12 protein-coding genes and 1 riboswitch are annotated in these 11,531 nt (G+C 47.5%); of the genes, 8 read left to right on the top strand and 4 right to left on the bottom strand.

Going from position 1 to position 11,531, the window contains the following annotated elements:
• The first annotated feature begins 119 nt into the window (after positions 1-119).
• Complete coding sequence (locus NST38_RS02405) at positions 120-1,355, top strand: MFS transporter (RefSeq protein WP_076253875.1); 1,236 nt, start codon at positions 120-122, stop codon at positions 1,353-1,355.
• A 421-nt stretch (positions 1,356-1,776) separates the two neighbouring features.
• Here the strand turns inward: NST38_RS02405 and NST38_RS02400 are convergent, their stop codons facing one another.
• Positions 1,777-2,286, bottom strand: a complete 510-nt coding sequence (locus tag NST38_RS02400) for a hypothetical protein (RefSeq protein WP_306068815.1) — start codon at positions 2,284-2,286, stop codon at positions 1,777-1,779.
• 174 nt (positions 2,287-2,460) lie between these two features.
• Here NST38_RS02400 and NST38_RS02395 point away from each other — a divergent pair, with 174 nt between their 5' ends.
• From NST38_RS02395 to NST38_RS02365, 7 genes are all read left to right on the top strand, one after another.
• Entirely contained in the window at positions 2,461-2,847 is a 387-nt protein-coding gene (locus NST38_RS02395; protein ID WP_076253877.1) for a VOC family protein, read from the top strand.
• 17 nt (positions 2,848-2,864) lie between these two features.
• Positions 2,865-3,620, top strand: coding sequence for an NAD-dependent epimerase/dehydratase family protein (locus NST38_RS02390; RefSeq protein WP_076253878.1), 756 nt, complete (start codon positions 2,865-2,867; stop codon positions 3,618-3,620).
• 143 nt (positions 3,621-3,763) lie between these two features.
• A riboswitch (TPP riboswitch) is annotated at positions 3,764-3,876 on the top strand.
• Positions 3,877-4,183: 307 nt separating this feature from the next.
• The gene (locus NST38_RS02385) at positions 4,184-5,224 is read left to right on the top strand and encodes an ABC transporter substrate-binding protein (RefSeq protein WP_076253879.1); all 1,041 of its coding nucleotides are present in this window, start codon (positions 4,184-4,186) and stop codon (positions 5,222-5,224) included.
• 224 nt (positions 5,225-5,448) lie between these two features.
• Positions 5,449-5,739 carry a thiamine-binding protein gene (locus NST38_RS02380; protein ID WP_017690996.1) on the top strand — a complete coding sequence of 97 codons (291 nt, stop codon included), beginning with the start codon at positions 5,449-5,451 and terminating at the stop codon, positions 5,737-5,739.
• Positions 5,739-6,497: an ABC transporter permease gene (locus NST38_RS02375; RefSeq protein ID WP_036616724.1), complete on the top strand. Its 759-nt coding sequence runs from the start codon at positions 5,739-5,741 to the stop codon at positions 6,495-6,497. Before NST38_RS02380 ends, NST38_RS02375 begins: the two co-directional genes overlap by 1 nt.
• Before the next feature lie 37 nt (positions 6,498-6,534).
• On the top strand, positions 6,535-7,443 hold the full coding sequence (locus NST38_RS02370) for an ABC transporter ATP-binding protein (RefSeq protein ID WP_076253880.1): 909 nt from the start codon (positions 6,535-6,537) through the stop codon (positions 7,441-7,443).
• A gap of 105 nt (positions 7,444-7,548) precedes the next feature.
• Entirely contained in the window at positions 7,549-8,355 is an 807-nt protein-coding gene (locus NST38_RS02365) for a TatD family hydrolase (protein ID WP_083685036.1), read from the top strand.
• A 321-nt stretch (positions 8,356-8,676) separates the two neighbouring features.
• Here the strand turns inward: NST38_RS02365 and nfsA are convergent, their stop codons facing one another.
• The 3 genes from nfsA to NST38_RS02350 form a co-directional block, all read right to left on the bottom strand.
• Positions 8,677-9,420 (bottom strand): oxygen-insensitive NADPH nitroreductase, encoded by a 744-nt coding sequence (nfsA, locus tag NST38_RS02360; RefSeq protein ID WP_076253882.1) that lies wholly within the window; start codon positions 9,418-9,420, stop codon positions 8,677-8,679.
• Positions 9,413-10,012 (bottom strand): TetR family transcriptional regulator, encoded by a 600-nt coding sequence (locus tag NST38_RS02355; RefSeq protein WP_076253883.1) that lies wholly within the window; start codon positions 10,010-10,012, stop codon positions 9,413-9,415. Before NST38_RS02355 ends, nfsA begins: the two co-directional genes overlap by 8 nt.
• A 155-nt stretch (positions 10,013-10,167) precedes the next feature.
• On the bottom strand, positions 10,168-11,328 hold the full coding sequence (locus NST38_RS02350; protein WP_036673157.1) for a YhgE/Pip domain-containing protein: 1,161 nt from the start codon (positions 11,326-11,328) through the stop codon (positions 10,168-10,170).
• Positions 11,329-11,531 lie beyond the last annotated feature (203 nt).

Raw genomic sequence — 11,531 nt, 5'->3', positions numbered from 1 at the left:
TCTGTATCGATCAGGAATTCATGGTACAACGTAACATGTCCTGTTATGATAGACTTTGTCTTCAAGATTGCGCTTTATTGTGATCCTCAATTTATGTATATAAGTAGAAGGAGTTCTTTATGAAAAAATTACTTTGGATCGGATGTCTGTCCTATTTCCTGATTGGACTTGCCCACGTTGTGCTCGGTTCCATTCTACCGGTTGCACTTGAACATTACGGCAAAGATTATAGCCAAGGCGGAACGCTGATCTTTGCCCAATTTGCCGGATTCCTGGGTGGTGTATTGTTATCTCCATGGCTGAACAGACGCTTTGGTAAACGGGGAGGCCTGTTAATCGCCACAGCGTTGCTCTGTATTGCAGAATTATCCTACATGCTGCTGCCACCATGGGGCTGGATGTTCGTCATTGCACCCGCTGCCGGCTTTGGATTCGGAATGGTTGAAGCTGTTATTGGCACCATTATCATCGCTGCAATCAAAGACAATACAGCCGTTGCTATGAGTCGACTGGAAGTGTTATTCGGGATTGGGGCGATGGTCATGCCGCTCATTGCCAGCGGTCTGATTGCTGCCGGATACTGGCGTCTCTCCTTTCTCGTTGTTGCGATCTGCGCAGCGCTGACCTTTGTTTTCTGGGCGAAAGGATCATTCGGTGAACTCGATAAGTTTCTGGAGCGACAGAGTTCAAATCATGCTTCCGTAAATACGCACTCTGCTGGGACATCGGGTGAGATGCATCCCGCATCTGCAAGTACATCCAGTCCAACCTATCGTGGCCGTAACAGGACTCTTCTGGTATTATTCGTCCTGTTCTTCTTCCTCTATGTTGGCACAGAGATGAGTCTTGCGAACTTCATGCCGGCGATCCTGATTGAGAAAATGAACATGAAGGAAGCCGGAGCAGCCCTTAGTGTCACCTGTTTCTGGATTGCCATGTCCGTGGGACGGCTCTTCGCCGGTTATATCGCAGAGAAATTCCAATACCGCGTATATGTCCTGTACAGTTGTCTTGCATCTGTTCTCTTGTTAATGATATTTCCATTTACAAACCAAATCTGGTCTGCATTTCTCATCATCTTACTGCTTGGACTTGCGATGTCAGGGATATTCTCCATTGCCCTTGTCTTCGCCAGTAAACTGCTGCCCGGAACAGAAGAATCCACACCCAGCATTTTGATTGCCTCAGGTGGGGTTGGCGGTGCCATTCTGCCTTTGACTACGGGATGGAGTCTTGATCATCTGGCGGTTAATCAGTCTGCATGGATGCTTGCGATTTTTGCAGTTGGCCTGCTTGTCATTAGCGTAATCACGTTTCAATGGCAGAACAAACATATAGCCAATTCTGCGACTTAACAGTTCTGTGTTGATCCAGTCCTGAGGATTAGAAATACCTATTAAAGAAATTGAAATGTCCACCGCCATGACCTGACGGTGGACATTTTTTTGTAGCGTTACTCTGTTCTAACGAACCTAGCACACGCTATCCCCCTCCATTTCCGCATGTTTGAAATCTAACGAATCCTAGAGACGTTATTATAGATAATTAGTATCAATTAAATGCCTCGTTGGAGGTTTTTTGCATAATAACACTGCTGAGATTCGTTAGGTTTTCATTCCCTTAGGAACTTGCCTAATAAGGTGTCCTCGATTCGTTAGCGCTGTAATATGGCGGCAGTGCCCTATCTTTGCCTCTCTCATCACCTTTCATTAAAGGTGAGAATAATATCTATTCATTTGCACAAGATTGCCCAGGAAATACTTATGGTCAACCAAATCACACACTTTTATTAACAACAGGCAATACAGGCCCGTTATCCTTGATGAATTTACCGAATACATATCGGACGAGTGGTCCCAGAACAATCAACTGATATGGAAGCGCCAGGCTGAAGTTACGAGCGATTGTATGGAGATACGTACGGATTACGGATGACCCACTTAATTGATCAGCGAGATATGCCGAGATCATTCCATACATAGACATGATCAGAACCATGCCAATCACCATGAAAAATGAAATGACGAGCACACCTAAAATCTTATTGGACTTGTCGAAGGGCAAGGAGAATGCAATCTTTCTCGCCACAGGACCAACAATGAAAGACTCCACCAGAAACGCAATGACAAAACATAATATGAATTGAAGCAGTATTTCAAGCGGGGACATCTTGCCGAGTAACCCACTGTGCCATAGATTGAAGAACATCATGACCAAGACCATTCCTATACACATCATTAATCCGAAAATAATTTGTTCCTTCTTGCTGGTTGGCAATTCTCTCATCCTCTCTGTTTACCTTCGTAATTATAGAGATGAGGAAACCCTTCACATAAGTGAACATTTTGTGAACAAATCTGATTTTTCCAAATTAAAACTATATTTGACAACCATGTAGTACAGCCCTATGATATCCCTTAAAATGGTAGAAACATTCACTACATAAGGAGGTTTTTGATTGTGAGTTTTCAAAAACGCATTGACCACGTCGGCATTGCCGTGCGTGATCTGGAGACCACGTTGCGTTTCTATACGGAGATTGTTGGTCTTGAATTGAAAGACCGGGTAACCCATACTAACGGCGTCATTCAGCTCGCCTTTCTCGGCTTCAATGGAAGTAACGAGACTGAGATTGAGCTAATTCAAGGATACAGCGACAAGCTGCCTTCCGAAGGTACGGTGCACCATTTTGCGATCCACGTGGATGATCTTGATTCTGAGTACAAACGCATTCAATCCACCGAAGCCGAATTTATCGATGGAGAGATTATTACACTGCCTAACGGTTACCGCTATTTCTTCATCTATGGACCTGAAAAGGAATGGATTGAGTTCTTCCAGCGCTAAGAAATGGAGCTGATTTCATGAACATTTTAATTACCGGCGCAGCCGGAAAAATTGGACGTGACTTGTCCCAACACTTGTCAGAGACATTTCACCTGCGACTAACGGATTTGAATATCGACAGACTGCATACGTATCAAGGGACAGGCCATGAGATCATGACACTGGATGTGACAGACCCCGAAGCCTGTCAGCATGCTTGCGAAGGCATGGATGTGGTTGTACATCTGGCGGGAGATCCTTCCCCGCATGCCGGATTTTATGAATCGTTGTTGGACATCAATATCAAAGGCACATTTAATGTATTCCGTGCAGCCAAGGACCAAAGTGTACGAAGAGTCATTCTGGCAAGCAGTGCACAGACGATCGAGGGGTATCCCATTGATGCTCAGGTCTATCCGGACATGCCGACACGCCCACGGAATTTGTACGGGGTTAGCAAATGTTTTGGAGAATCGCTCGCTTCCTATTTTGCGTATACCGAAGGTTTACAAAGTGTAGCAATACGTATAGGTGCATATGATGATTTTCAACCGGACGGACCCGTGCTGGAGGCAAGGGATATGAGCGCGTATATTAGTCCGGCTGACTTGTGTGATTTGATGTTCAAAGCAATTACAACTACCGATCTGGAACCCTTCACCATACTGCATGGGATCTCGAATAATCGGTTTAAACGATTAAATCTGGAAACCACTCAGAAACAGGTAGGTTATGACCCAAAATCCGATGCTTTTGCACTCAGTCAGATTGCCTTATATGATTCCCCACGATAATTATTGAAAATAACACATCCAAACAGGCTGTTATACATATGTATAACGGCCTGTTTATAACTTATACGTGTCCCTATCCAGTTCATGACTGGACAGGTCCTACCCTCTGGCCTATAATTACACCTAGTAATGCCCGTAACTTCATAGTTTCCCAGGGGAGTCGGAATTGGCCGGCTGAGAGTGTATCCCACCAAGATACTAACCCTTAGACCTGATCTGGATCATGCCAGCGTAGGAATCGGAGTATATCGAAATGGCACAGCCCTATGGCTGAACGCCACCTCTCTAACGCCTGCACGCGTCCCGGAATACGGGGCGCTTTTTTTGTTACTATCAGAAAGTATAAGTTTGGAAGCATCACCTTCCTGATATTGCAAGAAAAACTGCCGCTAAGCGCAGTCTGGCTTCCTTGAATGACATCGATGGACGTTTTACTTATTCAAAAATAACGTCATCCGGATCTCAACTGGTATAAATCTGTCGATTTATGCAAGATGATTGGATATGAAGCCAAGGAGTACCCCGTGCCAATCGGCCGGACATACCGAAGGAGAGAACCACAGATGAAATGGCGTAAAACGATGGGATTGTTGCTCTTGTGCGTGCTTATGGTGACTGTAGCCGCATGTGGCGGTAAAGAAGCTGCCCCGGCAGAACAGAACAACAACACTAATGCGGAAAGCAGCAACGAAGGTGACACTGCCGCCCTGAAAGATATTAAAGTGGTGCTCGACTGGACACCAAATACGAATCATACAGGCCTGTATGCAGCTGTAGATCAAGGTTTTTATAAAGCCGAAGGCTTGAACGTGGAGATTGTACAACCAGGTGCCGGTGGCGCAGATACAATGGTTGCCTCCAATGAAGTACCTTTTGGCGTAAGTTATCAGGAGAGTGTAACTCAAGCCCGCACACAGGGTGTTCCACTCGTCTCCATCGCAGCAGTTATTCAGCATAATACATCCGGGTTCGCTGCTCCGGCGGATCGGAATATCAAGTCACCGAAAGATTTTGAAGGTAAAACCTATGGCGGTTGGGGTTCCCCAGTCGAAGAAGCCGTGATGCAATCCATTATGGAAGGCGACGGAGCCGATGTATCCAAAGTCAAAAACATTAATATGGGTGACGCCGACTTTTTCACCGCAGTAAAACGGGACATTGATTTTGCATGGATTTTCTACGCCTGGACGGGTATTGAAGCCGAACTGCGCGGGGAGCCCATCGACATGTTATATGTGAAGGATTATTCAGATGCATTGGATTACTACACGCCTGTCCTCGTAACAAACGAGCAGACGATCCAAAACGACCCTGAGTTGGTGAAAGCATTCCTGAAAGCCACCTCCGAAGGGTATCAATACGCAATTGATCATCCCGAAGACGCAGCAAACATTCTGATCAAGGCCGTACCGGATCTGGACAAAGACCTCGTACTGGCAAGCCAGAAATGGCTCAGTCCGAAATACACGGATGACGCCCCGCGCTGGGGTGAGCAAAAACAGGAAGTGTGGCAGAACTACACCGACTGGATGTTTAGCAAAAAACTGCTTGATGAACAGATCGATGTGAGCAAAGCATATACAAACGAGTTTTTACCCCAATAAAATTTCTCATATAAAACGAACTTAAATTTTACACGAGGACGGAGAGGACAGAAATAACGTGAAAAAGCGAAGCGGTCGCCTTTATCACCGGATTTTCCCTTTAGAGAAAGGGAATCAAAAAAATCTGGGGATAACAGCGATTGGAAGGTTATTCTGTCGTCGAAGTGGCAAGTGTAACAGTCATTAGTTCATTTTATATATCACGAAAGGAGCCGTGATCTCTCATGGCAAGCACACTACTTAGTATTCAGGTTATCCCGAAAACGCCAAATGGCGAGAACTCTTATCCTTACGTTGATCGCGCCATTGAAGTTATTCAGCAATCCGGCCTGAAATATCAGGTGAACGCGCTCGACACCACGATGGAGGGGGAACTAGAGGAACTGCTGGAAGTTGTCCGTAAAATGCACGAGGTACTCGTGGAGGCTGGCAGCCCAAGCATCATCTCCCAGATCAAAATCGCCCATAGCCCTACCGGCTTCAGCATGGATACCCTGACGGAGAAGTATCGCTAATGCCTGCCTATTTCAAAAGTGTATGGCCGCCCATTGTGGCGGTTATTCTCTTTATAGCGATATGGCAGGGAGCCGTCTCCCTCTTCCATATTGAGAAATGGATGCTGCCTGCACCGTCCGACATCGCCCGCGAAGCGGCAACCCAGGCCGAACGGCTTGGCATGCACGCTTCCGCAACCATTCAGTTAACGCTGATTGGATTCGCCGCTGGAACAGCGGTTGGATTACTGATTGCGATGGTGCTACATTTAGTCCCTTTTCTCAAGTCAGCCCTGTATCCTTTACTTATTCTTAGTCAAAATATTCCGACCATCGCGCTCGCGCCGCTCCTGTTAATCTGGTTCGGATTCGGGCTACTGCCCAAGCTGATTACGATCATTCTGGTCTGCTTCTTCCCCGTTGCAGTGGCGGCCATGGATGGCTTGACCCGTACTGACGCGGCGATGATGAACTATATGCGCATGGCTGGTGCGAAACGTCATCAGATCTTCTGGAAGCTGGAGCTCCCCCATGCGCTGCCATCCGTGTTCTCCGGTGTCAAAATCGCCGCTACCTATAGCGTGATGGGCGCCATCATCGCCGAATGGATTGGTGCAGACAAGGGTATTGGTTATTATATGATGTTGCAAAAGTCGGCTTATCGTACGGACCGCCTATTCGTGGCGATCATGATTATTGTCGCGCTCAGCTTGCTGCTCTTCCTGTTCATTGCCCTGCTGGAGAAGCTGCTCGTGCGCTGGCGGCCACAAAAGCGGTAGTAAAGAAGTAATCTGTATATTAGGAAGTGATGACCATATGAATCTGCAACAGGATGAACAAGTCCAGCCTGGACGAGGAGCAAGTGTAATGGAGCCAACGCACGGTGAAAAGTTTAACTCGGCTACGCCTGATCGACCTGCCAACACGACTCCTGCTCCGGTTCCACCTGCACTGGACGTTGTTAATGTTCATGCATCATTCCGTGAACGGCGTAGCAAGCTACCGGTTCTGAACGGCCTGTCCCTGACTGTGGAGCAAGGCGAGTTTGTTGCTATCGTTGGACCTTCTGGCTGTGGCAAGAGCACCCTGTTCCATATCATCGGCGGTCTGCTGAAGCCACAGGAAGGCCAAGTGCTTATGAACGGTCAGAATGTAACGGGACAGCGTGGCAAGATTAGTTATATGCCGCAACAGCCCGCCCTTTTCCCGTGGCGTACCATTGAAGATAATGTACTGCTTGCTGGTGAAGTAGCTTCAAGTGCTCCACCTCGGGCCGAAGCACTTGCAGAGGCTCGAAAGTGGTTAAGCAGCGTGGGTCTTGCCGGGTTCGAGCAGGCCTATCCTCATATGCTGTCGGGCGGAATGCAGCAGCGTGCTGCATTTCTGCGTGCCCTGCTCAGTCCGCAGGAACTCATGCTGCTGGACGAACCTTTCAGCGCACTGGATGCACTGACACGTAGCGACATGCAACGCTGGCTGCTCGATATCTGGGAACAGAACCGCCGCTCGGTGCTGTTCATCACCCACAATATCGAAGAAGCATTGCTACTTGCAGATCGGGTCTATGTATTATCCAACCGACCTGCAACGGTGTTGCACGAGGTACATGTTCCTTTTGATCGCCCAAGACGAGAAGAAATTACGGAGGAATCCGCTTTCCTGGAGCGTAAACGGCAGATTGCACAGTGGATGCGAGAAGAACAGCAGAAAGCCCGCCTATCTTGATAGTGCGGGTTTTTAAGTTATTTATTTCCTTTAATGGGTGATCCGCCATAAGAAATTCTGCGTAACATAGTTAGAATATAACTGAACACAAGGAGGAATTCCCTCGTGCATTCTCAAGCTTTTGCACCATTAATTGATGCTCATATTCACTTCGATCAGTATACCCCTGACGAACAACGCGAGATGCTGCTATCTTTCCCGTCTCAGCAAGTCGAGGCAGTCATTGCCGTGTCAATGAATCTCGCTTCTGCTCAGGCCAATCTAGAGCTTGCCAAACAACATCCACGTAATATCTATCCGGCCTTCGGTTTCCATCCGGAACAGGAACTGCTGTCCATTGCAGAAATGGACCTATTCTTCCAATGGATCGAGAAGCACATGGGACAAGCCACAGCCATCGGAGAAGTCGGCCTTCCCTATTACAACCGTTTGGAAGCTGAGCAGGCAGGGCAGCGATTCGATCAGAGCGGGTACATTGAACTGCTTGAACGTTTCATCCAACTTGCCAAAAAGCATAACAAACCACTTGTCCTTCATGCGGTATACGATGATGCGGATATCGTCTGTGATTTGCTGGAGCAATATCAGTTCCGACGTGCTCATTTCCACTGGTTCAAAGGTTCTCGCCAAACCGTAAGGCGCATGGCGGACAACGGTTATTTCATTTCCTTCACGCCGGATATTCGGTATGAAGAAGAGATTCGTGAACTCGCCCGGCAATATCCATCGGAACAAGTGATGGCCGAGACCGACGGACCGTGGCCCTTCGAAGGACCATTTCAGGGACGAATGACACACCCGGCCATGACCAGACAGGTCATCCAGGCATGGAGCGAAATCACTGGCATGGGAACCGAGCGGGCCGCCCGGCTCTTTTATCAGAACACAAAGCGTTTCTATGGCTTAACTTGAGTACAATCAGGTAACAGCAAGTACTATCGCTTGTCCTGCCAGCACAACACAAAGAAGCCAGTCGGCTTCGCCCCGACTGACTTCTAGTCTACTATTATATATCAGTTGAACTAAATTTTTAAACAGGAACGTAGAGGACAGAAATAACCTGAGGAAGCAGAGCGGTCGCCTAAAAGCTTTCTGAAAGAAAGCTACTTCGGAAGCATACGCTATCACTAGATTTTCACCTTCACAAAAATTGGATCAAAAAATCTGGGGATAACAGCGATCGGAAGGTTGTTCTGTCATCGGAGTGGCAAGTGTAACTACCTTCAGTTCAACTTAACGCTTCAAGAATCCTTTGCCTTCCAGGAACGGTCTCACTTGCAACCGTGTCGGCTCAGTCAGGCGCTTCGCCATCAGTTCGGACCATGGAGTCGTTCTTTCACCATTAGTCCGTTCTTTCATGTACGCCGTCGTTGTCTCATCATACTGCTCAACACCTTTGATGCTCTGCTCGGCATTATAACGATTACGATGCAGAACTGCATTAAGTGGCAGACGCGGGCGAATTCCCGTTTCCTGATCTGCAACACCAATACACATGCCATACACCGGATATACCCCTTCCGGCAATTCCAACAGCTCAGCAACTTCCTCAATCCGGGTACGAAGCCCGCCAATATATACGATTCCGAACCCTAGTGACTCCGCTGCAAGAGCGGCGTTCTGGGAAGCAAGTGCAGCATCAATCGTGGCTACCATGAAATTCTCGGTTGAATCGGCATACGATTCCTTCTCAGGAAGATGACGATTCGCAGCATCACTCAGCCGATACAGATCAGCACACCATACAAGAAATACCGGACATTCATTGACATAGGCCTGGTTACCTGCCAATTCAGCCAGCTTGGCTTTTTGCTCTAAGTCAGTCACAGCAATTACGGTATATGCTTGCACACTACTTGAAGAGGAAGCCATCTGCCCAGCCGCTACGATAGCTGCAAGCTGCTCATCACTTACCGGGTCTGGCTTGTATTTGCGTACAGAGCGGTGTTTCATCATCAACTCAATGGTTTCATTCATGGCTGTTCACTCCCAATCCTCGTAGTACGAACTCAATTGTCTGCTCAGCAAGCTCGTCTGTATTCATATCCTGATAATCAAAGCCAAATCGTGAATTCTTGGCCCGTTTGTGCGCCAAAGCCACACCCATAACCTGAAGCATCGCATAAGATACGGACTCGACCTGGAACAATCCCTGGTCTTTTCCTTCTTGCAACAGGTCCCTCACTCGGGTCCATACAGGGTCTAGAAAACGAAATACGGTTGCTGTACGATGTGTACGCAGTGTAATTTCAAGCTGCACAATATCGCTCATCTCCCGATCCGTCATCGTGAACTTCACAACTTCACCAATAATTCGTCGGATACCTTCCACAGGCGAGGACATGGACTCTTCAGCCAGCGCGTTCATCATATACCCAGGGAAGAAATGCTCAAATAATGCTTCGAACACCTTTTCTTTGCCCCCAAAATGATAAGACACCAGCGACACATTGGCACCTGCCTCATCACATATTTGACGAACACTCGTCCCGTCATACCCCTGCTGTGCAAAAAGCTTCTTGGCTGCAAGCAATATCCTCGTTTTGATATCCAACTCCGGTTCAGTCATTCCGTCCCGCTCCCTCTTGTCCGTTCATCTCATTCGCTCCAGCTCAAGGACTGTAGCCAGCGAATCATCTGTCTATTATATTACACCAAGCACCCCGATGAAAATCATCGGGGTGCTTGTCCTATCCTATGATGCAATGGTATACATCTGCTGTATTAGTTGTTTGCTTGAGCAGGGCTTGGAGCCATAGCTGGCATGCGTTGTTTTTTCAACAACGTCACGACCAGTGACAACGCAACGGCAACCAACAGTACAATCACGATAGAGCCCGCAGCAGACTGAACTCCTGGGCCTCCCAACTGCACGCTCAGAATACCCTGAACGGCGTATGTTGCAGGCAGGTACTGCCCAATGCCGCTATAGAAGCTGTTCAGCAATTCACGCGGTACCATAGCACCGGAGGATACCAGTTGCAAGGACAGTGAGATGATGTTGAACAGACTTCCCGCTGGTCCGAAGCAGATCAGGAAGAACTGGGAGAAGAACATGAACGTGCACAGGAAGAGCGCCTGGAACAACCAGAATGCAACGAATCCTTGTGCAATCTGTCCTCCCAGTGCCACGATCAGTGATGATCCCAGCAAGGAAACAACCAATGCGGAACCCACATTAATGACTACTCTCGCGCCAAACAAAGTCAATCGGGAATAAGTGGATGACAGCATACCCATGGCTGTCTGGAGATTCATCCCCATGATCATGGCACCTACATAGGAAGCCAGTACCATCATCATTGGCACCATCTGATTATTCATCCCGTTAACCGGGTTGATGGACGTTGTCGTTCCCTCCACTCGGGTAGTCAGGTTTGTAGCGGCTTCAGCAGCCTGATCGGCAGGTGCACCTGAAGCGGTCAATACCGTCTGTACCCCTTGTGCTGTAGCTTGTTTGTTAATCGTGTTTGTCACACTTTGTGATACACCTTGCATCATGCTTTTAATCGTAACCGGGTTCGCTTCATTAATGGTGTATTTAATCTCGGCGGTTGAGCCAGCCGTCTGAAGCAATTCGTTAAACCCAGCCGGGATATCCAGCACCATGTGTACTTGGTGATGATTCAGCTGATCCAACGCTTCAGCCGCGCTTAGATTGGATACGGTATGGAAAGGCAGTGTTCCTGCGAGCGAATCCGCGATTCCTTTGGACATTTCGCCGTCCTCGTTCACAATCGCAACCGTCAATTCTTTCGCACGGTCATTTACTCCAGAATATGCGGTCATCCAGATCACGCTAAAGATCACTTGGAACATAAGTGCTGTTACGATCCCTACAATCACTGGCGGTTTTTTAAACAATGTACGTAAAGCCTGTAACATAAAAGGTGTCCTCCATTACTCAAATAGTTCTAATTTGATTTAAACAGTTGTTTGAATCAAACGATCGTTTAAATTTTATGTGAATATGTCCATATTGTCAACTCATTTTTTGAAAAATTCAGAAAACGTAAGCTTTATTCATGAATACAATCGATCCATTTTCACAAAAGAGCATTATGCTATCCTTTCTCCGTAGAAAAGAA

It is taken from the genome of Paenibacillus sp. FSL H8-0104, from assembly GCF_038050215.1.
GTDB classification, from domain to species: Bacteria; Bacillota; Bacilli; order Paenibacillales; family Paenibacillaceae; genus Paenibacillus; species Paenibacillus amylolyticus.
The sequence above is the reverse complement of the archived record's forward strand: the minus strand, read 5'-3'. Positions and strand labels throughout refer to the sequence as shown.

Coding starts and splice junctions, on each gene's coding strand:
- NST38_RS02405 (WP_076253875.1), top strand. CDS start 120: ATGAAAAAATTACTTTGGATCGGATGTCTGTCCTATTTCCTGATTGGA.
- NST38_RS02400 (WP_306068815.1), bottom strand. CDS start 2,286: ATGAGAGAATTGCCAACCAGCAAGAAGGAACAAATTATTTTCGGATTA.
- NST38_RS02390 (WP_076253878.1), top strand. CDS start 2,865: ATGAACATTTTAATTACCGGCGCAGCCGGAAAAATTGGACGTGACTTG.
- NST38_RS02385 (WP_076253879.1), top strand. CDS start 4,184: ATGAAATGGCGTAAAACGATGGGATTGTTGCTCTTGTGCGTGCTTATG.
- NST38_RS02380 (WP_017690996.1), top strand. CDS start 5,449: ATGGCAAGCACACTACTTAGTATTCAGGTTATCCCGAAAACGCCAAAT.
- NST38_RS02375 (WP_036616724.1), top strand. CDS start 5,739: ATGCCTGCCTATTTCAAAAGTGTATGGCCGCCCATTGTGGCGGTTATT.
- NST38_RS02370 (WP_076253880.1), top strand. CDS start 6,535: ATGAATCTGCAACAGGATGAACAAGTCCAGCCTGGACGAGGAGCAAGT.
- nfsA (WP_076253882.1), bottom strand. CDS start 9,420: ATGAATGAAACCATTGAGTTGATGATGAAACACCGCTCTGTACGCAAA.
- NST38_RS02355 (WP_076253883.1), bottom strand. CDS start 10,012: ATGACTGAACCGGAGTTGGATATCAAAACGAGGATATTGCTTGCAGCC.
- NST38_RS02350 (WP_036673157.1), bottom strand. CDS start 11,328: ATGTTACAGGCTTTACGTACATTGTTTAAAAAACCGCCAGTGATTGTA.